11 protein-coding genes and 1 pseudogene are annotated in these 24,547 nt (G+C 57.5%); 8 read left to right on the top strand and 4 right to left on the bottom strand.

Going from position 1 to position 24,547, the window contains the following annotated elements; all coding sequences use genetic code 11:
* Window positions 1-13: 13 nt before the first annotated feature.
* From ACK2SD_RS04095 to ACK2SD_RS04105, 3 genes are all read left to right on the top strand, one after another.
* Window positions 14-502: a hypothetical protein gene (locus ACK2SD_RS04095; RefSeq protein WP_412461417.1), complete on the top strand. Its 489-nt coding sequence runs from the start codon at window positions 14-16 to the stop codon at window positions 500-502.
* A gap of 187 nt (window positions 503-689) precedes the next feature.
* Window positions 690-1,415 (top strand): SDR family oxidoreductase, encoded by a 726-nt coding sequence (locus ACK2SD_RS04100; RefSeq protein ID WP_412461418.1) that lies wholly within the window; start codon window positions 690-692, stop codon window positions 1,413-1,415.
* Window positions 1,416-1,458: 43 nt separating this feature from the next.
* Window positions 1,459-2,223, top strand: coding sequence for an SDR family NAD(P)-dependent oxidoreductase (locus ACK2SD_RS04105; RefSeq protein WP_412461419.1), 765 nt, complete (start codon window positions 1,459-1,461; stop codon window positions 2,221-2,223).
* A 345-nt stretch (window positions 2,224-2,568) separates the two neighbouring features.
* Here ACK2SD_RS04105 and ACK2SD_RS04110 read toward each other — a convergent pair.
* From ACK2SD_RS04110 to ACK2SD_RS04125, 4 genes and pseudogenes are all read right to left on the bottom strand, one after another.
* Window positions 2,569-2,812, bottom strand: a pseudogene (locus tag ACK2SD_RS04110) (hypothetical protein); the annotation flags it as partial.
* Complete coding sequence (locus ACK2SD_RS04115) at window positions 2,806-4,167, bottom strand: McrC family protein (RefSeq protein ID WP_412461420.1); 1,362 nt, start codon at window positions 4,165-4,167, stop codon at window positions 2,806-2,808. The pseudogene ACK2SD_RS04110 and the gene ACK2SD_RS04115, both read right to left, overlap by 7 nt.
* Window positions 4,168-4,180: 13 nt before the next feature.
* Entirely contained in the window at window positions 4,181-6,559 is a 2,379-nt protein-coding gene (locus ACK2SD_RS04120; RefSeq protein ID WP_412461421.1) for an McrB family protein, read from the bottom strand.
* Between the two features lie 176 nt (window positions 6,560-6,735).
* Window positions 6,736-7,359: a hypothetical protein gene (locus tag ACK2SD_RS04125; RefSeq protein ID WP_412461422.1), complete on the bottom strand. Its 624-nt coding sequence runs from the start codon at window positions 7,357-7,359 to the stop codon at window positions 6,736-6,738.
* Window positions 7,360-7,859: 500 nt separating this feature from the next.
* Between ACK2SD_RS04125 and ACK2SD_RS04130 the strand changes: the two genes are divergently transcribed.
* The 5 genes from ACK2SD_RS04130 to ACK2SD_RS04150 all read left to right on the top strand — a co-directional run bounded on the left by ACK2SD_RS04130 (window position 7,860) and on the right by ACK2SD_RS04150 (window position 24,477).
* The gene (locus ACK2SD_RS04130) at window positions 7,860-9,476 is read left to right on the top strand and encodes a type I restriction-modification system subunit M (RefSeq protein WP_412461423.1); all 1,617 of its coding nucleotides are present in this window, start codon (window positions 7,860-7,862) and stop codon (window positions 9,474-9,476) included.
* On the top strand, window positions 9,473-10,669 hold the full coding sequence (locus ACK2SD_RS04135; RefSeq protein WP_412461424.1) for a restriction endonuclease subunit S: 1,197 nt from the start codon (window positions 9,473-9,475) through the stop codon (window positions 10,667-10,669). Before ACK2SD_RS04130 ends, ACK2SD_RS04135 begins: the two co-directional genes overlap by 4 nt.
* Before the next feature lie 34 nt (window positions 10,670-10,703).
* Complete coding sequence (locus tag ACK2SD_RS04140; RefSeq protein ID WP_412461425.1) at window positions 10,704-14,159, top strand: DEAD/DEAH box helicase family protein; 3,456 nt, start codon at window positions 10,704-10,706, stop codon at window positions 14,157-14,159.
* Between the two features lie 651 nt (window positions 14,160-14,810).
* Window positions 14,811-18,146 (top strand): STY4851/ECs_5259 family protein, encoded by a 3,336-nt coding sequence (locus ACK2SD_RS04145; protein WP_412461426.1) that lies wholly within the window; start codon window positions 14,811-14,813, stop codon window positions 18,144-18,146.
* Complete coding sequence (locus ACK2SD_RS04150) at window positions 18,139-24,477, top strand: DEAD/DEAH box helicase (protein WP_412461427.1); 6,339 nt, start codon at window positions 18,139-18,141, stop codon at window positions 24,475-24,477. The genes ACK2SD_RS04145 and ACK2SD_RS04150 overlap by 8 nt, the downstream gene beginning before the upstream one ends.
* Window positions 24,478-24,547 lie beyond the last annotated feature (70 nt).

Genomic DNA, 24,547 nt, shown 5'->3' on the forward strand with positions numbered 1-24,547 from the left:
GGGAGATAGTTGAATGTATCCGTTGGCCAAACCCTTTGTCTTGACCGTTGGGCTGCTGGCACTGGCCGCCTGCGATGCGGGCAATACTGGCAAGCCCTCGGCCACCGAGGCGCAGGGCTTTTCCTTCGATGGCCGCTGGAGCGTCGCCGGTGTGGCGGTGTCCGACGATGGCGTGCAAGCGCTGGTGGATAACGACCCGAGCCTCATGAACGAGACCCTCACCTTCAGCGCCAAGTTGCTCAAGTGGGATGCCCCGCAAGGTTCGGGCGATACCTGCAGTCAGCCAGTGATCAACACGATCTCCACCGCGCCTGACGAAGACGCCCGCGCGCTGCTCGACAAGCTGGGGCTGCACGACACCACCGCTTACTCCGTGCACTGCGAAACCGGCCACTGGGGACCGGTCCAAGGTGCCAGTCCCACGTTCTATAGCAACGCCGCCGGTGACCTGGCGCTGGTGTGGTACGACGGCGCGCTGCTCAAGCTCAAGCCCGTGCGCTGAGCACAACCGCTCGCACAACCCGCCACAGCTACTACACTGCCCTGACCGCCCCTCGGGGCGACGGCAGGCATGGGCCCGCCGCACGCGCCATGGCAACCCGCCGCGCGTGTGGCCGGGCAGCCCGATCTACGGACAGGTCGGGTCAAGGATTGGTTTTCCATAACCGTCTGGCTGTAAGGGATACACCATGCACACCCTCACTGGAAAAGTCGCCGCCATCACCGGCGCAGCGGCCGGTATTGGCCTGGAATGCGCACGGGCGATGCTCGCCGAAGGCGCCAAGGTCATGTTGATCGACCGCTCCGAGCAGGCCCTGGAGCAGGCCTGCCACGAACTTGGCGGCAACGCCTCACCCTGGGTCGCCGACCTGCTCGACCCCTCGAGCGTCAACGGCCTGCTGCCCGCCATCCTCAGGCGCTACGGCCGCCTGGACATCTTCCACGCCAACGCCGGCGCCTATGTCGGCGGCGACGTGCTCGAAGCGGACCCGGACGCCTGGGACCGCATGCTCAACCTCAACGTCAACGCCACCTTCCGCGCCATCCGCACGGTGCTGCCGCACATGGTCGAGCGCTGCACTGGCGACATCGTCATCACCAGCTCCGTGGCCGGCGTGGTGCCGGTGGTGTGCGAGCCGGTCTACACCGCCTCCAAGTTCGCCGTGCAGGCCTTCGCCCACACCGTGCGCCGCCAGGTGGCGCGCCACGGCATCCGCGTCTGCTCGGTGCTGCCAGGCCCGGTGGTCACCGCGCTGCTCAAGGACTGGCCCAAGGACAAGCTCAACGAAGCCCTGGCCAACGGCTCGCTGATGGAGCCACGCGAAGTGGCCGAATCGGTGCTGTTCATGCTCAGCCGCCCGCGCAACGTCACGGTGCGCGATCTGGTGGTGTTGCCGAGCAATGTCGATCTGTAGAGCGTCCTCGCGAATGCACCCACAATCATAAGAAGAGGTAGTCATGATCCTTGATAAATTCAGGCTCGACGGCCAGGTCGCGCTGGTGACCGGCGGAACACGCGGCATTGGTCTGGCGATCGCCCAGGCCCTGGGCGAGGTGGGGGCCTATGTGGTCATCACCGGGCGCCGCTTCAACGACGCCGCAGCCTCCATGTTGGAAGAAGCAGGCGTAGCCTTTCGCTTCATCGAAGCCGAACTCTCCGAACCCGACGCCGCCGCCCGCCTGGTGGCGCGCGCCCAGCAGTGGCACGGCCGGCTGGATGTGCTGGTCAACAACGCCGGCATCGCCAGCCACGGCTGCACCGAGCAGTACCCCGACCAGGCCTGGCGCGACGTGATGGCGGTCAACCTCGACGCCGTGTTCCGCTGCTGCCGCGCCGCGCTGCCGATCATGCGCGAACAGGGGCGCGGGGCGGTGTTGAATGTCGGGTCCATGTCAGGGTTGGTGTCGAACGTGCCGCAGCAGCAGGTGGCGTATAACGCGTCCAAGGCGGCGGTGCATATGTTGACCAAGAGCTTGGCCAGTGAAGTGGCGGGGCAGGGGATTCGGGTGAATGCCGTGGCGCCGGGGTATATCGAGACGGATTTGTCGCGCGGGGGGATGGAGAATGAGGCGTGGTTTTGTAAGTGGATGGAGATGACGCCGATGGGGAGGGTGGGGCAGCCGGAGGAAGTGGCGGCGGTGGCGGTGTTTTTGTGTTCGGGGGCGGCGAGTTATGTGACGGGGGAGGTTGTGGTGGTGGATGGGGGGTATTTGGTGAGGTGAGGGGGGTAGGCTTAGCCACCCAACCGAGAGTGCCGAGAGTGTCAGATTTTTTATGTGCGGGCCAATAAAGTCTATTGTTGGTTGGCGTACATGCGCCCCTGCTCATGTTAAGCCCGAGCGCAAAGTTTCTGAAGCGCTCAGTAGAGTGCTTTGCGACTTTAGCGCATCAAGCATTATGAAGCAGCTGTGCCGGGTTAATTTGAAATAAGTCGGTATCTATCTGTTTTGGCTGGTAAATAATTGTTTGGTCAGTTTGCTTGGAATACCAGTTGGAACGCTGCGTGGTCAGGATTTCGATGGACGGTGCTATTTGAGCTACGCGCCATAAACGAATCGGCATCGAATCTATAAAAATTTCGGCACGCCCGGTGCGCCTTGGGCCTGATTGGACCAGTCGATCATCAGTTGAGGGCGCAGTTCCTTGAGGATTTTGACCACGATCTGCTGGGCTTCGGAGCTGGTTGCGAGGGGCGATGTGGTAGTGCTGCAGCAGGTATCTCATCAAGGCCTTGCGGCTTGGTACCACAAGCTGCCCGTTCAGCATGCCAAAGTCGGCTTCGATGATCGCCTTCTGCGCCTCGTTCAAGCGGGTTGATGCTGATCATTGCCAATGCTGCTGATAAGGTGTTCACAGGCATCCTTGAACACCGTTTTGAACAGTGCATTGTCTGGGATTAGTAGCTGACGTGACGTCAAGCAAAACGGCAGTACCCATAATCGCAGCCCCTTTGTCCTGGGAAACTCGAAAACTGGCAGTGGCTGCTCAAATGCCTCAGTCCGGGGATAGATCAGCACCACATCTCCAACCCCATTTAGGTAGCTTTGCCCATAAGCCTGCAATTGATAGAAGTCACTTTGCGCGAGGCCGTATTTTTTTGCCCCATTGGCCTTCTGGCCATCCAGCAGTTTCCACTTTGTGTCGAGCACAAGCAGAGCTGTCTGGGTATTCTTGATCAACAGGTCTGGCTTTAGGCAAAACCAATTCTGCTCTCGATGGCGAACCAGGTGATGGCTGCGCGCTTGGCTTTTCAAATGATGCGGTCTCGTCAGTTGCTTCGCAAGGTGCTTGGCGACAAACGCTTCGAATACTGCCTCCATCGGGAATAGCAGGGAAGGAGCCGTGTTACCTCCGTGACCGGTTACAGGGGACTGCTGATCCAAGATCAGCTTCGACCAAGCAAGTGCTTCTTCGTAGTAACCCATACCCCGATCAAGGCGTACCCGCTGGAATTCCAGATTGGGCTGAATTGAAATGGAGACCTCGGCGAAGACGAACTGCAGCTCCCGGGCCAGCTGCTGGTGTGCTTGAGACGTCGTCAATTTCAGCGCACATTGCAATGCGGTATGCAGCAAACGGTTTTCCGGGCGGTCAATCGAGAACTCATCGTGTTCTGTAAAGAATCGGTCCGCCCTATAAAGGTTTTGCTGCAGATGGGAGGCCATTACCAGCTTGCCGCGAAGGGCAAAGAGGTTGCATTGCTCAGTGGTGTAATGGCTGCGCAGCCCTCGTTTGACGACATGTCCGACTGCGCTTAGGAATTCGCCGATAAATATTTCCAGCAAAGGCATGCTGGCCGCCGCGAGTTTGGCCGGGTCCATCCGTAGGTGGCGAAATGTTTGAAGGCAACAGAGCATCTCAATCAAAAGCTGACGTGCCTTCAATGCACCTGCACCTATTACTTTTCCGATCTTTGGCAATACCTCGATCTGGTAACCGTCTGGCGCACGTATCACGCCAACGAAACTCGTGACTTGAACGGCGCGGTGGCCACGCTGTTGGGTCAGGCGCAGCCAGGCTGGCCTGTTGTCATTGGAGGCGAGCAGGCACTGGCGCTCAAGCCATTCGTACACCACGGCCGGGATAGTGTGTAATTCCTCGGACGGCGGGGCTGCCGGCGTCGAAGGGATCAACACGTCAAATTCATAGATCGATATTCCGCTCACGTGCCTGCGCCTTTCAGGTCGACAAGGTGTTGTAGATGCCGATGTAAGCATCCGGGTTGTAGAGTGCAGCCTTATGCAGTGAGTAGTGGCGCTTCGTGGAGTAGCTGTCCATGCCATGATCACTTCCGAACAAGCGAGCCAGATCGTCTTCCGGATCATCCCCCTCAACGATGAAGCTTGCAGCGTGGGGTTTCTGATTGTCCGCCAGGACAAGGCGGATCTTTTGCCAGTCTTCGAAGAAGTATTCTTCAAGCAGGGGCAGAATCCGCATGCTGAACACTTTTTGCAGGGCTACGAAGCGCAACTCTCCATCGGGCACCTGGGCAAGTGCGGTGAAGTACGCATGGCCGATGCAATGATCGCGGTCGTACAGCACTTCGATGCGCTGGTTTATGGCAGCAAGCATACGAGGCACATCGACGACATGCTCCCCCAAGCTGACCCGAAGGCTCGCAAGTGGTGCCCCCGGCTCGTCGCCCGCATTCGGCATTAACGGTACAAACTCGAATCGGCGACGCAGGGCAGTGTCCAGCAGCGCGAGGGACCGGTCTGCCGTGTTCATGGTGGCAATAATGTCGACGTTGGCAGGTATAGAAAAACTCTCTCCGGAATACGGCAACGTTACCGAGACGGCGTTCTCTGCGCCTTCGCGCTTATCGGGTTCGATCAAGGTGATCAGCTCGCCGAAGATCTTGCTGATGTTTCCCCGGTTTATCTCGTCGATCACCATCGCAAACTGTTGGTCTGGCGCCATGCGCGCTTTTCGGCACAAGTCCTTGAAGACGCCTGCGCGGATTTCGTATTGAATTTCGCCGGCCTCTGCATCGCCTTCGAGAACAGGCCGAAGTCCCTCCACGAACTCTTCGTAACCGTACGATTGATGGAAGGTTACGAAACTGTAGCGCTTGATATAGTCCGCTGAAGGGGGGCCGGCATTGTATTCGTCTACTAACTGCTTCAAGTCGGCCGCTGCGTCCGCCCAGTCTCCCGTTAATATCCAAGACGAGTCCGCTAGTTTGTCGAAGACAGCCGGTGCCATTCGCTTGCTCATCTTGATGGTTTCGGAGGGCTCGACTGCATGGTATTGAAGCACGCTCCAAACAGTGTTTCTTATGTTCTTGTTCGTACTTTTGGCGGCGGCCAACGATTTCATGAACGGGTGTTCAAGCAGTGCGTCGACACGTGCTCTCCCACCCAGCTGGTACAGCGTTGCCGCCGCTGCCTCCCACCAGGTAAGGCGCGCAATTCTTCCGCTCACAAACTGATTCTGCCATGCCTCCTTGGAAACGGAGGCCGTGGCCTGCTCATATTCCCGTTTCAGCAGCTTGGACAATTCGTAGGTCTTGCCCGTGCCAGGAGGGCCGTAGTAGATACGATTGAGTGGAAGCCTCACTGCATCAGGCTCATCAGAGTCTTCTTCGTCAGGTTCATCGCTGTTTTCAACAGGATCGTCCCGTAATTGATCTGGCCAAAGACCCGGCCGCTCGGCTTCATGCAATAGCCAGTCTTCGGGCAAATCATGCTTGTCGACCAGGGACGCCTCTATCTTCCCGAGCAGTTCGTCTGTGAGCGGTGCACGGTCGAGGATGGGGAGCGCGGCCACCTCACGTTTCCACGAGAGCTTACGCACTCGCATACCACGCACTATTCCAAGTACACCGACCGCACGCTCGCTACCGGGGTTCTTGCGGCCAAATCGCAGTTGGATACCTTTGCTCGAGTGCCACCAATCCAAGCCTGCCATATGGACAGCCCGCGCCAGCCGGCAGAAACGCGCTTTTTCCTCTGGCGACCATGACGCACGGAAATTCTGGAATGCAGGCTTGCTGTCGAAGTGTTGAAGCAGATCTTCGTCGCCGAGTGATTTACCCAGGCCCATTTTGGCTACGACCTCTTCATAGCGTACCTTGAAGTTGCGGATTGCTTCGGCGCTCCATGCGGTCAGCTGGTCCAGCGTTAACTCCATACCTTCGCTTGCGGGCAATGTGGTTACAAAGGGGGCGTTGTGATAGTCCCCGCGCAGCGCTAAATAGGCTTGGCGCGGATTACTGGAATCGTCCAGCCCGACGGTATCGATCTTGACCACAAAGCCGTCGTCGGCATCGGTACCTACGGTAAAGGCCAATTCCTTCGGTGCTTCCGGAGAGGGGTAGATTTTCGCCCAGGTGTAGCCAGAGAAATGATTACCCTGGTTGGTGGGGCGCTTGCGAATTTCAACACGGCCAACAGGAAAAAGTTCGGCCTTGAGCTTGTCCGCCCATGCCTGTGTAACGGCATAGGCCTTTGTTAGATCTTCGTAAGCTTGGTTCTGCTCGGAGTTGGACTCGTCACGTTTGTGTTTTGCCCACTTGCTTAACTGCTCGAAATGGTCACGGGTGAAATAGTCCGCCATGGTACTCAGATCCCTTCGACATTGATTCCGTGTTTCGCCAACCCTGCCTTGCGTTATGCATGGACAGGGACGACGCGCGTCATACCGGTAAGACGCCGCTGTTGCAGAGACCCTGCTGAAAGACGAGGGCGCGGTGTCGTCTGCGGGTATCGAAAATTTGAAAGTTGGATCAGCGCTTATCGTTTACCGATAGCCAGGCCATTGGTTATTCGGCACTTCGTAGGTTCCCGGCCGCCCCAGTGGTTAGACGGGAAACGCCCGGCGTTTACTACGGTTCCCTCGGCCGTCTGGACCTCCAGAACAGCATTCCACAGTGACACCCGGGGGGCTTCTAACAGAGGGTCCAGGCACAGAAGATGAGTCACATTGGTTTTGTCACGGCCCTCTGGCTCGTCGATCAGCTGCCCCTGATAGCCGACCACCAACAGCCAATGGCCCTCTCCGCCTGGCCAGTCGACTCCAACGATCGTTGAGTATCCAGCGCTTACCGCCGCGACCACATCAGTGACAAGGGAGCGGGTAGTGCCGTTGAATTTCTTCAGGCTGAGCTGGTTGCGGAAGCATTCCAGCAACCAGTCCAAATCGTACTCATCGGTACCGTTGTTTATCAGTCCGCCGAACTCGATCAGTCGATTGTGAAATTTCCCCAAGCGGGTACGGCCGTCGTGCAGGCCCATGTAACTAGCTTCAAAGCGAGTGACGATGCCATTGGCTAACAGCGCCATCATCAAACTGTAAGGGCCGCAAGCCCCGTCGAGATCACCCTGGCGGAAATGCACCACTTCGCCGATCTCGTTCACAGGTCCTGACGGGGAGAGTGAGAGCTGGGGCATTACATTCATAATGTTCACAAGGGATGCGTCCAATGCAGAGGCGAGCGGAAGATGTGGTATGGCCGCTCGCGAGGGGATAACCGGTAGGCGTGGATGATGGCCAACTGCCCTGCATCTGTCGAGTTTTTGGGAGGTGGTGGTGACTTGGCGAGCTGGGCAGGGGGCGGAGCGGTTGGATGTGGTTCTGGTCAAGGATGATCAGCATGCGCTTGGAGTCTGTTGAAGCACGGTGCCTGTGTAAGGGGCTCTGGGGCATGTTCGTGGGCAGTACCGACATTCCCAGCTCCGAGTACTAGCCTCCGTGTCCCTGCGACTGCGATGAGAGTCGACAGTCGCGAGTGCTGCGCTTAAAGAGCTACCTCTCGAACGTGCACGCATATGTAGTACTTGGCCGGAAGACGAGCAAATCAGTTACAGTTACCTATTTCCCCAGATATCCGCGCAACTAATTGAATTCGAAGGACACCATGCTTACAGGCAAGCTCCGCAATCAGGTCGACAAAATCTGGGAAGCCTTCTGGACCGGCGGCATCAGCAACCCCATTTCGGTCATCGAGCAGTTCACTTACCTGCTGTTCATCCGTCGCCTCGACGATATCCATACCCAGCGCAAACAGGTCGCCAACGCCATCGGCATGCCGCTCAGCAACCCGGTGTTCGCGTCGGAGCAGGAGGCGCTGCGCTGGCACAAGCTCAAGAACATCGACCCGCAGAAAATGTACGAGCGGGTGCGCGATGAGGTTTTCCCCTTCATCAAGAATCTGCACGACGCAGATAGCACCTTCGCTCAGCACATGAAGGACGCCATCTTCATGATCCCCAAGGCCTCAGTGCTGGATCAGGTGGTGCAGCTGATCGATCAGCTCGACCTGCGCGACCGCGACACCAATGGCGATCTCTACGAGTACATGCTCTCCAAGCTGAGCAGTGCTGGTACCAACGGCCAGTTCCGCACCCCGCGGCACATCATCCGTCTCATGGTGGCGATGACCGCGCCGGTGCTGGATGGCGAAAAGAGCGACACCATCTGCGATCCAGCCGCCGGCACCTGCGGCTTCCTGATGGCTGCGGAGGAATACGTGCGCGCCCGTTACGGCGACCCGGTGCTGCGCCACGATAACGACAGACACTTCCACAACCGCATGTTCACCGGCTTCGATTTCGACCAGCACATGCTGCGCATCGGTGCCATGAACCTGCTGCTGCACGGGGTCAACAACCCCACCGTGGCTTACCGCGACAGCCTGAGCGACCACGGTGCTGAGAATATCCATGAAGCCTACTCGCTGATCCTCGCTAACCCGCCGTTCAAAGGTTCGGTGGCTTACGACGAGCTGTCGCCCGACCTGCTCTCTGTGCTAGGCAAGTCGCCGAAGAAGGCGCAAGCGCGGCGCAAGAGTACTGACAGCGGCGATGAGGCCGCCGAGAAGAAAGGCCCCTCGGAAAAGAGCGAGTTGCTGTTCCTGGCGCTGATCTTGCGTCTGCTCAAGACCGGCGGCCGCGCCGCGGTGATCGTGCCGGACGGCGTGCTGTTCGGCTCCACCAAGTCGCACCAGGCGATCCGCCAGACCCTGGTTGAGCAGCACAGACTGGAGGCGGTGATCTCCATGCCGTCCGGGGTTTTCAAGCCCTACGCCGGGGTGTCCACCGCCATCCTGTTGTTCACCAGGACCGGCAACGGTGGTACCGACGACGTATGGTTCTACGACATGCAGGCGGACGGCTGGAGCCTGGACGACAAGCGCAGCGCGTTGCTCTCTGAGGCGCAGCAGGAGGCGCTCAGCCGGCGCCTGCTGGGTGAGGCGGATGTTCCGTTCGAGGCCCAAAAGCAATGCAACCTGCCGGACATCCTCGACCGCTGGTTTGACCGCGACGGTGAGAAGGCGCGCGCGCGCAGCGAACAGTCGTTCCTCGTGCCCAAGGCGGAAATCGTCGGCAACGGCTACGACTTGTCGATCAACCGCTACAAGCAGGTGATTTACGAGGAAGTGCAGTACGAGGCGCCGCAGGCGATTCTGGCGCGGATCAAGGCGCTGCAGCAGGCTATGGATAAGGGTATCGAGGCGTTGGAGGGGATGTTGTGAGTAACTCCACTCCAATTGGCAATTGCGTGGTTGAGGTTGATTGCTGGGCTCCTGAGCGATCAAGTGAGAATGGCTTTTTTCGCTATATTGATCTCAGCGCGTTGGATAAAAGTAAAAAAACTATAGATACTGCCAGTGTTGTAGAGATTGAATTTCGTGCAGCCCCCAGTCGCGCAAGGCAATTGGTTAAAGCAGGGGATGTCCTCGTTTCTACCGTACGCCCTAACCTCAACGGCGTGGCGCTAATTGGGAATGATTTGGATGGTGCAACCGCTTCGACTGGATATTGCATACTGCGCTGTAACGGAAACCTCAATCCAGAGTACTTGTTTTTCTGGGTTCAGACGCCAGCGTTTGTAGATGAAATGACTCGTCGAGCTACTGGGGCAAACTACCCGGCTGTAACGGACCGTATTGTAAAAACTTCAAAAATTCCTCTGCCGCCCCTTGGTGTGCAGTGCCATATAGCAAAAACACTGAAGCAGGCCGACCGCCTGCGCCGGCAGGCGCAGCAGATTGAGGCGGAGCTTGATCGGCTGGCGCAAGCACTGTTTCGGGATATGTTCGGCGACTACCGGCAACAGGCCGCCAAAAGCTTTGTTCCCTTGGCAGAGGTTGCCGATGTGGTATCCGGTGTGGCCAAGGGCAGCAAGTTGACTGGTGCCGTTCGCTCCTTGCCCTATCTGCGGGTCGCCAACGTGCAAGACGGCTTTCTCGACCTGTCTGAAATCAAGGAAATCGAGGCCACCGAGCGCGACATCGAGAAATATCGGCTAAAGGCTGGTGACATTCTAATGACTGAGGGTGGCGACTTCGACAAGTTGGGGCGCGGCGCCATGTGGTCGGGCGAAATCACCGAGTGTATTCACCAGAACCATATTTTCCGCGTACGCCTTTCCGACGCCTACGAGCCGCGATTCTTCGAGTGCTACCTGCGCACGCCGATGGTTAAGACCTACTTTCTCGGCTGCGCGAAGAAGACCACCAACCTTGCCTCGATCAATATGTCGCAGCTCAAGGCCTTACCGACGCCCAAAGAGTCGCTCGGCCGGCAAAAGCAGTTCGTCGTGGCTCTGCAGAAGATCGAGGCTCAGCGCCAGATGGCACGCCGACAACAGGTGGAGCTGGAGCAGGGGTTCCAGTCCCTGATGCAACGCGCCTTCAAAGGCGAACTGACGCCGAAACTGGCATGATCCGCCTATAGCCCCGCTTTCCAAGGAGTCACGGATGAGCAACTTTCTCTTCATGGCCGAATGGCCGGAGCTCCAGGAGCCCGCCGGTAAGGCTGAAAGCTTGGTGCATGCCGACCCGCGCGCTGCCTGCTTCTATGCGCGCTACGCCATGGAGCGGGCAGTGAGCTGGGTCTACCGCTATGACCCGGCCATGGACCAGCCCGGCTACGACCACAGCTTGAACACCCTGATCCACCAGCCCTGCTTCAAGAACATGCTTCCGCCGCCGCTGTTCGGCAAGTTCAGACTGGTGCAGAAGGTCGGTAACGCCGCGGTGCACAGCGAGCGTAAGGTGTCCGCCACCGATGCCGCCCAGGTGCTTAGAGAGCTGCACCACATTTTCTACTGGTTCTATCGCAGCTATAGCGCCCAGCCGCCGCAGAACCAGCTGTTCGACGCGGCGCAGATCCCGCAGACGGTGGCAATCGACGCGCAACTGGTGCAGCAGAGCGTAAAGCAGCTCAAGGCGCTCGAAAGCCAGTTGCAGGAGCGCGACGAGAAGGCCGCTGCGGCGCTGGCCGAGCGGGAGCGGCAGAACGCCGAGCTGCGCGCCGAGCTGGCTCGCTTGCAGGCGCAGGTGGCCAGCCACAAGGCCCAGCACCAGCAGTTGCCGGATAGCCACGACTGGTCCGAGGCGCAGACCCGCAAGTACCTGATCGACCAGTGGCTGCGCGAAGCCGGCTGGCAGCCGGATGGCGCCCAGGTGGCCGAGTACGAAGTCATCGGTATGCCCAACCCCAGCGGGCTGGGCTACGTTGACTACGTGCTGTGGGGCGCCGATGGCAAGCCGCTGGCGGTGGTGGAAGTCAAGCGCACCACCGTCGAACCGCGGCAGGGCCGCCAGCAAGCAAAACTGTACGCCGATTGCCTGCAGCAGATGCATGGCCAGCGTCCGCTAATCTACTACACCAATGGCTATCAGCTGTGGTTCTGGGACGATGCCGGGTATCCGCCGCGTATGGTGCAGGGGTACTGCACGCGGGACGAGCTGCAGCGCATGCTTGACCGTCGCGTTCTTGCCAGCCCGCTGGCTGATATATCCATCGACAGCGCCATCGCCGGCCAGGGCCGTCCCTATCAGGTGCAGGCGATTCGCTCAGTGTGCGAGCAGTTCGAGCAACACAAGCAGCGCAAGAGTCTCCTGGTTATGGCCACCGGCACCGGCAAGACACGTACAGTGACCGCTCTGGTGGACGTGCTGATGCGCGCCGGCTGGGTGAAGAACGTGCTGTTCCTCGCCGACCGCAACGCGCTGATCAATCAGGCCAAAAAGGAGTTTTCTAGGCTGTTGCCCAAGGCCAGCGCGGAAATTCTCTCCGGCGGTAGTCGCGCGTTGAGGAGCCGGGTAGCGCTGGCGACCTATCCGACCATGATGAACCTTCTCGATGCCCCGGCCGACCGGCGCCTATGCGGCGTCGGTCATTTCGATCTGGTGATCGTCGACGAGGCTCACCGCTCGATCTACCAGAAATACGGCTACTTGTTCGACTACTTCGATGCGCTGGTGGTCGGCCTTACCGCTACGCCCAAGAGCGAGATCGACAAGAACACCTACCAGGTCTTCGACATTCAGAACGGCGTGCCGACCTTCGCCTATGAGGCACACGAGGCCTTCGCCGATGGCGTGTTGGTGCCGCCGCGCGGCTACAGCGTACCGCTCAAGTTCATGCGCCAGGGGGTGAGGTACGCCGAGCTGCCCGCGGAGGAGCGCGAGGAGTGGGAGAGTAAGGAGGAGCTGGCCGATCGCGAGGAGGTGCTGCCCTCGGAGGTCAACCAGTTCCTCTTCAATACCGATACCGTCGACAAGATGCTGCAGACGCTGTTGGCGCACGGCATTAAGGTGGCCGGCGGCGACCGGTTGGGCAAGACCATCGTCTTTGCCGCCAACAACGCTCATGCCCAGCTGATCGTCGAGCGCTTCGATCATCATTACAAGCACTACAAGGGCCATTTCGCCCGGGTGATCACCTACAAGGAGAAGTATGCCGACACCCTGATTGACGAGTTCAAGGGCGAACGGGCGCCGACCGATCCGAACGTGCCGCTGACCATCGCGGTATCGGTGGACATGCTGGATACCGGCATCGACGTGCCGGAGGTGGTCAACCTGGTGTTTTTCAAGGTGGTGCAGTCTCGGGTCAAGTTCCTACAAATGCTCGGGCGCGGCACGCGACTGTGCAAGGACCTGTTTGCTCCCGGCGAGGACAAGACCGACTTCAGGGTGTTCGACTACTGCCAGAACTTTGAATTCTTCGAGGCAACCCCCGAGGGTGCGGCGGAGAGCTTGGCCAAGCCGCTGTCGCAGCAGATCTTCGCCAAGCGCCTGCAATTGGCCACGGCGCTGACGGCTGCCGAGGATGCCGCGGAGCAGAGTTACCGGCACTACACTCTCGACCTGCTGCATCACTGTGTTGCGGGGATGAACCTCGACAACTTCATGGTTCGCCCACGTCGCCAGATGGTGGAGCGCTACCTACAGCGCGAGGCCTGGAACACTCTGGATACCCTGCAGCTCGGTGAACTGATTGATCAGATTGGCCCGTTGCCCAGCGAGGCCGAGCCGTTCAGCGCCGCCGAGGCGGGTAACGAGCTGGCGCTGCGCTTCGACCACCTGGTCCTGCGACTGCAACTGGCGCGGTTGGAGGAAGGCGTGACCCCGGAGAACCTGCGCCTGCAGGTGCTGGAGCTGGCCCTCCAGCTGGAAGCCAAAGCCAGCGTGCCTGACGTCAAGGTGCAACTGCACTTCATCCAGCAAGTGCAGAGCGACGAGTGGTGGCAGGACGTGACTATCCCGATGCTCGACGATCTGCGCCTGAGGCTGCGTTTGCTGTTGCAGTTCGTCGATCGCGAGGGGCGCAAGGTTGTCTACACCCACTTCGCGGACGAAGAGGGCGAGGCGACCGAGAAGGATGTGGTCAGCATCATCGCCAGCGGCGGCGCTCTACTGCAGTACCGCAAGAAGGTCGAGGCCTTCATTAAAGCCAACGAAGACCAGTTGACCATCCAGCGCATCAAGCGCAATCGCCCTGTTACCGTCCGTGACCTGGCAGTGCTGGAGGACCTGCTGTTCGTCGCCAGCGGCCTGCCGGACCGCGCGACCTACGAGAAGAACATTCACCCGGACAAGCCGCTGGGAGTGTTTATCCGTGAGCTGGTCGGTCTAGAGCGCGGTGAGGCCAAGGCGGCCTTTGCCGGGTATTTGGACGAGCGGCAGATGAACAGCGCGCAGATCCAGTTCGTCAATCTGCTAATCGACTACTTCACCCAGAACGGCCTGCTTGCCCCCGAACGCCTCACCCAGCCGCCGTTTGCTGCGGGTCTGTTGGCGCTCTTCCAAGCACCGCAGATTGCCGACCTGGCGCAGCGCATCCGCGCTATCAACGCGAATGCAGACGCAGTGAATGAGGTGGAAGAGGTGGAGGTGCCGAAGACTGCGGAGAGCGGGAATTGAGACAGGCTGGAGGAGCTGACTGCTTGGGTGTTGCTCACTACAGGGCAAAAAAGAAAATGATAGAGCAGTGTGCCGGGAAACTTGTATGCACGGTTGTTAAGGGGGACGCGGTCAACCACGTCTGATGCTGCCGCAACCCGCACATCTTTTTTGATGATCAGGATGTGCGTTTGGAAGCAGCAGCCAATTTGGTACGATCAGGCAAAGTGCCATGCCTGACCAAGTCTGGCTTAGCTGATAGCTGTGCGGTGGAGTGAAAGGATTCATGGTGGATAGCTCGACTCAGCTCTACAAACTGGCGACAACCCCTAGAGGCCGTCAACTGTGGGCCTACATCGCGGCGATTCTTGAGGTCACGGAAATGGATCGAGGCAAATCGTTTCCATTGAAGCGATTCCTAGGGAATTTTCAGAAACACTTGGATGCAGGCCGAATCGAGCGTGTCCCCGAGGGCTTCAGACTGACCCTCAGCGGGCTGAGCTATTTTCAAGACCGCTACCGGGTCGGGAATCCCCAGTACGTTGAGCGGGCGGCGGTCGAGCGAATGATCAGTTCTCTGTGGACGGGGTGTGGCGAGGGGGATTGGGTTCTGCTGATCTGATGTGTGTATTGATTTAGATTTGGAAGGTAGTTCTAACAGGGAGCGTGTTCATGCCGTACTCCGTAATCAAGTGCTCGGCGTGGCTGGGGCGTTTTCTCCAGCGTCGAGGTCTTTCGACCCCAGATCAGCGCGGACTTTACGCTTACCACTGCAGCCTTGAGGAGTATAGCGAGCTGCAGCATTTGCTCCGTGAATTGGACGGTTTCGAGGCTGCGTTAAAGGACCCGGCGGCCTGTGCCTGTTTGGTGCTTTTTGGCTCGGAATGGTACCGCCGTGAGTACCGCAGCGAGTATGCCTGGACCTGGGACCCCATCTGGAAAGCTTTGGGGTTCCGCCTGTCTCCGGTAGAGCTGAGCAAGTCTATTCCCAAAGGACTGGAGGGGTACTGGAAGCGACCCCTTCATCTCTACGACGCTGGCCACCGGGATTTTCTGGGGTCTCTGTTTAGTGAGGGGGGCTTACCCTTTCAGGTATTGCGCGAGGGTGACAGCCGCTTCCAAACGCTGTTTGACCGCTTATTAAAGTATTACGACCAGTGGCATCTGCAGGGTGGCAATACCCTTCAGCAGGTGGAACAGCAACTGGATAAATCCAATCTTCCTCAGGTGTTTGCGTCGCGTACGTCGGTGGAACTGATCGCGCGAATGGCCGATGAACTCGTAGCTCTGGTTCGCAATTACGGACTGACGCAAGCCGATGAGCCAGTCACGCATCTGGATGCCATGAACCCCAAGTGGCGTGAATTGTTCCCTCTGCCGCTGGATAACCAGACCGGCAGCGAGCTGCTCAATGGCTTGCTAAAAACTGCCACCAGCGAGGGTAAAAGGCGAGCCTCAAGGGCAGCGGGATGGGCTTGCCAGCATTTCTGGCATGAATCAATGGCCGATGTGCTCAAGGTTCAGGTATCGCTACCGGAGGAGGTGGTATTTCGTCTGGCGACGCAGCCATCTACCACTCGTTTTGAGCTAGCAATTGCAGAAAATGGGCAGTTAATTGCTGGCCTTGGACCCGGCTATGCGCAGGTAGACAACGGTGTTGCGCGCATTCGTTTGCGCTTGCGAGAGATCGTTGGCAAACGGCGGGATTGCAGTATTTCTCTGACCCTGGTGGCCATGGCTGGAGGTAGGCAGATCGCTGCCCTTCCAATCGATGGCAGTGCGGTGGCACTGGGAGAGGTACCGCTGGGCTTCGAGCTAGTGAATGAGCGCTGGCGGCTATGCGGCCAGGCTTCATTTAATACGGCTGGTGAAGAGTTACTGCTGGTACTGCCTGACGGTTGCAACTTGAGTACGCCTGACAGCCGTGGGGAGGCCATATTCAGTGATATGCCTCCGGCGCTGTCGCGGCGTACGGTCAAGGTGCAGGGCAAGGCGGAAGTCTTGGTTGAGGGGGAGGAGTGTTACCGGATACGCACAGGTCATGTCACCGGAATGGTGAATGGGCCGGAATTGACTGGTGTCCAGGCTGAATGGCCGAGCAAACCCTCGTTGACCTTTGTCGGCCTGCCTCGTGTGCAGTGGCCGGCAGCAGCGGGCGAGTTGCAACAGCGGGGCGGTGAACTCTACATTGCGGGTAAGCAGCCGGGCACAGGCAAGTTGCAGGAGGTGCTCGGTACCCAGTATATATCAGTGCGTAACCGCGACGGCGATACCTTGCTACGACGTAGAGTGGGTATTTTACCGACGGATTTTCGTGTTGAGCTGCGTAGTGGTGAGACTCCAGATACGGGCAGCATCCTCGTGTATTGCCAGCAGCGTTGCTTGCTTCAGATTGATGATGAAAGCCTGCAAGTGCAGCAGGTAAGGCACGAAGATCACATCGAACTTCGGCTTTCTGCCAATGCCTTCCCGCCGATCCGTGTCCGACTGTCTATTATCCCGAACTTGATGGCTGATCCGGTGGAGATTGACCTACCATTTCCTAGTTCAGGTTGCTTGGCCTTTGATGGTAACGGGGAGCAGCTTAAACGCACTTTCAGCGTCGATGACTTGCTCGGTGCCAGGTTGTTTCTATTTGGCTGGTCCGGCATGCCCACTCGCTTCAGTATCGAGTTGACTCTCAGGGGAAGCGTGGCTAGGAATGCTTGTTACAGCTGGTCTTACATTGCCGCCGACAAGCCGTTGGAGGTCAGCCTTTTCAACATCCGGGAACAGATTGTTGACCTGCTGTCTCTGCAGTCGGGTATCGACCAGGTTGTCGAGATGCGAGTGTTCGGGAATGGCCAGGATAGCCGTTATCACATCCGAAAATATGCGATGGAAATGCAGCTCGACCATGGCCGCCAGTTACTGAGTGCTGTGAGTCTACAAGATGTTGCCGGTGCCATTCCTGAGCCAGTGTTGATGCTGTTGCATGATCCTATGCGCAGCACTATCGCACTTCGTTCACGCACCAGCGAAGGTGTACTGACAGGCGACTTCGAGTTGCCTCCAATCGTTGAGAGGGATGGTCCGTGGCTGGTGCTGCCCAGGGGCGGCTCAACGGTATCCTTTAGGCCGCTTTTCCTCGAAGGTGGCTCGGAGCCGATAGCTTCTGACGAAATGATTCAGAGCCTGCAAAAGGCAGTGCTGACCTTCGATCATGCTTCACCTGTCAGTTCTTTCACATGTGTGCTTGATGCCATGGCTATAAACCCCATGCATAGCGGCTGGCAGTTCTTGCGGGCTTTGTATGAGGGCTACGGTTATCTGCCGCTGGCGACCTTCGAGGTCTGGAAGGCTCTGGTGGGAAATACCCGTGCATTGGCGATGGCGCTTTTCAAGTTTGAGATGGAGGCTATATTTCTTGGTCGGTTGGAGGCTGAGTTTCCGCTTTTCTGGGAGTTTCTTCCCATTGCAGAAATTCATCTGGCGGCCAAGCGATTTGCCGCTTTCCTTAAGGTCAAGGGGGTTTCTGAAGAGGCTGTTGAGGCTCTGGTGGGGCGAATGTTTTCGCGTTTGGGGGAAACCTACCCATCCTACGGCCAAAGTGTGCAGTGCTTCCTTTCAGGCAAGCCTGTTGGCCAAGAAATCAAGCTGCCTCTCGGAGTTTTCAAGGAAGTCCTGCGTGGCTGGTATCTTGAGCTGCTTCGCGAGCGCTGCGATGCCCAGTGGCCGGAATTTGGAGCCAAGCGTTTGGAGCGTTGGTACAGCAGCCAGAGCGACTCGGTAATCGTTTTTAGGTCGGACATGGATTATCGCAATGCAGTGCTCTACCTGCCGCTTTTTGCTGCTGCAGTCGCTTGCGGTAAGGCTCAGTTCACCGATGTGTTTGCAGACGGAGCGGAGGCGATTTTCTTCCTGCGCCAGGTCCGCGATTTCGATTCGAAATGGTTCAATTCAATCTTCCAGTACTGCTTGTTGAACAGCGTCATGGAAAAGCACAGGGCCGAGTCGGTAAATGGATAAGTATTTCTCTGGGTTAGTAGAGCAGGCGCTCTCCCGTAGCACCGAGTCCACTTTGAGCATCTTGAGCATCACTGACCCAGGCTTGCGCGAGCATCTTGGTAGTCTGATGCGTGCGGAGTGTGGCAAAGAGGGGGCATTCCTGGCTCCACCGCTGTTCGAGCAGACCTTCGGCTGGGAGGAGTGCACACTGACGATGGCGCAACTGGCGAGTGATGAGCGCTTGCTGAGCAAGGAGATCGTTGCTTCGCTCGACGGCAAGGCGAATGGACGTTATCGCTTTGGGGCAGGTTGGAGACCTTTCACCCACCAGTTGGCCAGCTGGCGCTCATTGCTTAATAAGAAGCATTCAGTAGTCGTGACCAGTGGTACCGGTTCGGGCAAAACCGAATGCTTTATGGTACCGGTGCTGGAGGATCTTTATCGCGAGTACCGTGAAGCAGGCCGAAACCCGCTGGTCGGTGTCCGGGCACTGTTTTTGTATCCACTCAACGCCCTCATCAACTCGCAACGTGAGCGCTTGAATGCCTGGACCCAGAGTTTTGGAAATGGCATCCGCTATTGCCTTTACAATGGCAATACACCAGAGCTGCATGCCAAGGTGCGTAGCGAGCAGAGCCAAAAGCCCAACGAAATTTTGTCGCGTGAGCTGATGCGCACGCAACCGGCGCCTATTCTGGTTACCAACGGGACGATGCTCGAATACATGATGGTGCGTCAGGTAGATGAGCCCATCGTAAGAATTTCCAGGGAGCAGAAGTCGCTGCGTTGGATCGTTCTGGACGAGGCTCACACATACGTGGGCTCGCAGGCGGCTGAACTGGCATTGCAGCTGCGTAGGGTGATGACCGCATTCGGTGTTACGCCAAAGGATGTTCGCTTCGTTGCGACCTCGGCGACCATTGCTGGTGAGGACGCTGCAGGACAGTTAAAGCAGTTTCTCTCGGATCTGACGGGGGTGCCGGTCGATCAGATTGATGTTTGGGGTGGGAACCGGGTCATTCCAACTCTTGCACCGTGTCAAGAAACGCCAGTGACTCTGGATGTGCTCGAGTCGATGCCGGAGCTCAACGCGAACGATCCAGAGGTTCACCCTGAGCGGTACGACACTCTGGTCCATTCTCCGCAAGCCCGCGTACTAAGGGATTTGCTGGTGAGCAGCCCCAAGCCATTGAAGCTGACCGCGATGGTTAGTCATATGCATCGGGAGGGGGGATGGTTGCTATCGCAGGGTGAGATGCTGCGCTGGTTGGATGTATGTTCAGGCACGCGTCCTTCGGCCAGCGAGCCTGCATTCCTGAAGTTACGTGCGCACTTCTTCCAGCGCACTACGCACGGCCTTTGGGCCTGCTTTGACAAGAGCTGCTCAGCAAAGTCAGGGACGGCTCTGCATCAGAACTGGCCCTTTGGCTATGTCTACGCCAACCAAAGACAAACCTGTAGCTGTGGCAGCCCGGTATTCGAGCTGGCGTTCTGCAATGATTGTAATGAGCCGCACCTGCTGGCGCGGGATAAGGGTGGCAAGCTGATCCAGTGGGAGAGCTCAGGGGGAGATGAGTTTTCCCTACAGGCTGAAACACCCGTTGAAGATGACTCGGCGGGTGCTCCTGCCGGTGGTGGGCCGTTGGTTAAGACACCGTTGGTGCTATGTGCCCTCGAGAATGTGGGCAGCACCTACATACCCTTAGATATCGATAAGCTCTCCGGTTCATCGGTAGCTGTTTCTGCTGAGCGGGTTCGGCTTGGGGTACGAGATTTTGATGCTGCGTGCAGCCGCAGCAGCTGTGGATTTAGCGGGTTTCATGGGGGCTTTCCATTCCGCAGAGCGATGCTCGGTGGGCCATTCTATGTGGCCAATGCCGTGCCGACAGTCCTTGAGTACTGCCAGGACTATCAGGACGAAGATCAGAAGCCGGATTATGGTCCACAGTCTCTCCCAGGCAGAGGGCGTAGGCTGATTACTTTTACGGACAGTCGTCAGGGCACGGCGCGTATGTCTGTTCGCATGCAGCAGGAGTCGGAACGCGGGAGGCTGCGCGGACTTGTTGTGGAGATTTTGAGCTGGTATCAGCGGAGCCAGACTACTTCACCGGTGGATGCTGGCAGCATTGATCCATCGGCATTGCAGCCATTGATCGTCCAGGCAAAAAAAGACGTGGAACTGTACCGCAGTCTGGGTATCAAGGAAGAGGCTAGAGCCGCGGAGGACAAAGTCGCACGGCTAACGGCAATGCTAGCGTCAGCCACTGGCTCGATAGTCAGGCCGGCGTTGAGTTATCTAGCCTGGCCGGAGCTCGCCAACGAGCTCAAGCAGAAGGCTGACTTGAAAGGCTCCATGCTACTTTACAACAAGTACCAGAAGCCTGAGATATTCACGGACAATGACGGCCCCTTCAAACTGGCGGAGATGTTGCTATTCCGTGAGTTTATGCGCCGTCCAAAACGACAGAACAGCTTGGAAACCCAGGGGCTGGTGAAGGTCGAGTACGTTGGCCTGGATAAGGTTCAGCAGGTACCGGCGTACTGGGAGCAGAAGGGCCTAACGCTCGATGATTGGCGTGACTACCTGAAGGTGGCGCTGGACTTTCATGTTCGGGAGAACAGCTATATCCAGGCTGATGAGGGCTGGCTGAGTTGGATCGGCACCCGATTCTCTGCCAAGAGTCTGCGCAATCCTGAGTCGAAAGAGCCGGATGAGATCCGGGTCAAACGCTGGCCTCAGATCCGCAACGGTAACCATTCCCAGCGACTAATCAAGCTGTTGTTGCTTGGCGCTGGCCTAAACCCGGCCAGCAAGGCCGACGTTGATCTGGTAAACGAATGGTTGCGTACTGTCTGGAAGCAGTTGACTGGGCCGGGCGCAGCGCTTAAATCTGACGAAAACCGATACGCTTTGCCCAGAGAGCACATGCGGTTCTCGTTGGTTGATCGGGCTTATATCTGCCCAGTGACCAACAAGCTGCTGGATACCACCTTCAAAGGCTTTACCCCCTACCTGCCGACTCATCTGGACTTCTCTATGCTGACCGAAGAACAGCGTAAAGGGTATCAGGCTGAGCTGGTTGAGCTGCCAGACCTCTGGGAGTTCGATCGTTCCCAGGATGACTACACGCCTGGGTTGGCGCGAATAAGAGACCTAGTGGCGAAAGATCCTCTGATCAGCGATCTACGAGAGCGGAACCTGTGGACGGATGTCAATGATCGGGCAGTGGAGGGTGGCTACTATTACCGTGCCGCTGAGCACTCTGCCCAGCAGTCCTCCGAACGCCTCGGCTCCTATGAAGAGATGTTCAAAAATGGCCAGATCAACGTTCTGAACTGCTCTACTACAATGGAGATGGGCGTCGATATCGGTGGCATTTCTGCGGTGGTCATGAACAATGTACCGCCGCATCCGGCCAACTATCTGCAGCGCGCAGGGCGGGCGGGACGAAGCAAGGAATCCCGGGCGCTTGCATACACTCTTTGTAAAAACAACCCGCATGATCAACAGGTTTTTGCCAATCCGGGTTGGCCGTTCGAGACTAAGATCCCTGCGCCGGTTGTAGCGCTGAATTCCGAGCGACTCGTACAGCGCCACGTCAACTCGTTTCTGTTAGCTGACTTTCTCTGCAATTTTGTGGGGCCCACTCAGACTGAGAAAACAAGTCTGAATACCCAGTGGTTCTATGACGATGAGCATGGAGACTCGCAGTGCGATCGATTTATTGAGCAATTGGGGAAGGTCGTTACAGATCTGGATGATGCGCTGAAGGACTTGGTGCGGGGTACTGCTCTGGCCGGTGTGGATGGGGTCCAGCTGCGTCGCCGCGCAGTCGATGCGATCAAGCCATTGCAGAGTCGCTGGTTGAATAGTTATCGCTTTCTGCTTTCTGAGGAGAGGCAGGCGAAAACCAACAGCCCTTATCTGAAACGCCTTCAAGTAGAAAAGACTCGCCACTGCAATGAGTATCTGTTGCGGGACCTAGCGGCGCGCACTTTCCTTCCCGGCTACGGGTTCCCTACCGATGTGGTTAACTTCGATAACTTCACGATTGAGGATTACGTTCGTGAGCGTAATGCCGGCAGCGCTCTGAAGCAGGACCGTGAGGATAACGTTTCCCGTTACAAGGGGCTTCCTTCACGCAACCTCTCGATTGCCATTCGTGAGTACGCGCCTGGCGCTGAAATAGTTCTGGATGGTCGGGTGTTCAGATCTGCCGGCGTTTCACTCCACTGGCACAACCTCAATGCTGACAGCAAAGAAGCGCAGAAATTGGATATCGCGTGGCGTTGTGACGTGTGTGGCGCGGTGGACTATGAGGAGGCACTGGTGAGGGCCGACGAGCTGACTTGCAGTAATGTCGACTGCCAAGCGCTGATTAAACCTCAGAACATTCGTACGGTCCTGCAGCCCTCTGGCTTTGTCACTGATGCTTATGTATCGGCATCCAATGACATCCAGCATCAGAAATTCATCCCAGTTGAAACCGCTTGGGTCTTTGTGAATGCCAACAAGACTCCTCTGCCAAACCCGGCGGTTGGAGCAATGACCTATGGCACTGATGGGAAGGTCTTCCATCACAGCTCTGGTGAGCACGGAACGGGCTTTGCCTTGTGCATGAGTTGCGGTCGAGCTGAGTCCATGCAGGCGGATAGTACTTTTCCGCGAGAATTGTCACCGTCCGGGGACCACTATCCACCGCGCCCGACCAAAGAGGATAAAGACCAGAACAACAAGCGACTCCCATGTCAGGGGAGTGGGAGCATCCTTCCCAATGTGAGCCTTGGTACGGTGGCTACCACTGATGTGTTTGAGCTCACCTTGCATCATCCAGTGCGTGGGGAATTTATCGCTGACTCGGTGCAGGGGGGGGCAATTGCCACGACTCTCGCTGTAGCTTTACGTAGCGCACTGGCGGAGCTGCTGGGAGTCTCTGCCTCCGAGTTGGGTTATGCCACTCGTCCAAGCAAACTGCCTAACGGGCAGTCCATTCGTATCCTTCAGCTTTTCGATGTCATCAGCGGTGGTGCTGGCTTTGCTACTAGTGCTCCATTGCATGTCGAGCGGCTGCTACGCAGAATGGTGGAGAGGCTCCAGTGCGGGCATTGCGAAACTGGCTGTAGTGAGTGCCTGCTGGACTCCCAGACGCGACATGACCACGACAAGTTGGATCGCAAGGCTGCACTTGATTGGTTGGGGGCTGACTTCATCCGTTACGTAGGGCTAAGCGCCGAAAATAAACTCTCCTTGGATGATGGCCAATATGCCCCCGGCAGCATCGAGAGCGTACTCCGCCGCTTGATCAACGAGGGGGCCGAGAGGATCACCCTACTAACCTCTGGTGATACGGGGGAATGGGATCTCGTTGCTCCGCAGTTCCGTAAAGCGATTCAGACCTATGTCCTGGCTGATGAGCTAACAGTTGATCTGCTCGTGCCATCAGATATCACTGATGGGGTGTTAGTACAGGATCTCCAGCGCTTATCGAACCTAGGCGTCAATGTCGGGAATGTGACTAGCAAGCCAGGTGAGCATTTTGTTGCCCAGGCACGAATCGGTGGCGAGGTCATTACGTTGGCCTCACGGAGCCTTGTAGCAACTGTTCCAGGCCATAGTTGGCATCAAAGTGATGAGCTTGTCGTACTCTCGAAAAGTCAGCCAGCGCTTGGCTGGGAAACTATGGATCTTTACCGTGCCGTGTGTGATTCCTCCGGTAAGGTAGGGATCGTTGATTTATCGATTCACGACGAGCTCAATGGGTCGCTGCTGCAGTTCGGCGAGCGTTTCTGGGAGCTGCTTGGGGCTAAAGAACGGCAAGTCGCTGACGTGATTTCGACTGCAAATATCAAGAGACTGACATACTCCGATCGTTATATTCAGAATCCTGCGGTTGTGACAATCCTGGGGGCGGTACTGAAGAGTTTGAAGAGTCGCATTTCTGCCGATTCGGTTGTGCAGGTGAAAACGCTGTTCAAGTCAGGACGGATGCAAGGGCGTAAGGCTTTCGATGATTGGGCCAGTCAGGACGACTTCGAGTTCTTCTCGCGCACTTGGCTATCGGCAATGATTGGATGTCAAATTCAACTGATAGTGGAATCGTCGAATCGCGAAATTCCCCATCATCGTGCTTTGGAGCTTGAGTTTGAAGACGGCAGAGCGCTGAAGGTCAGGTTTGATCAAGGGGTTGCCTATTGGCAGGTGCGCTTCGGCTCGCACAGTGACATGTGGTTTGACTTTGATCAGGCTTCGCAGGATCAGCTAATGCACATGGCGAGGGTGGTTGAGACCGCACTAGTACAGAACTCTGAGCAGAAATGGGCAACAGACGTGCTGGTTGAACTTAAAGGCTAATCTCTCCCCACGCTGAGTTCGGGGTATGGGTTGTATTGTGGCAAACCCATCCCCGACACATTTCCACTGA

It is taken from the genome of Pseudomonas sp. SC11 (assembly GCF_047039205.1).
Lineage (GTDB): Bacteria > Pseudomonadota > Gammaproteobacteria > Pseudomonadales > Pseudomonadaceae > Aquipseudomonas > Aquipseudomonas boreofloridensis.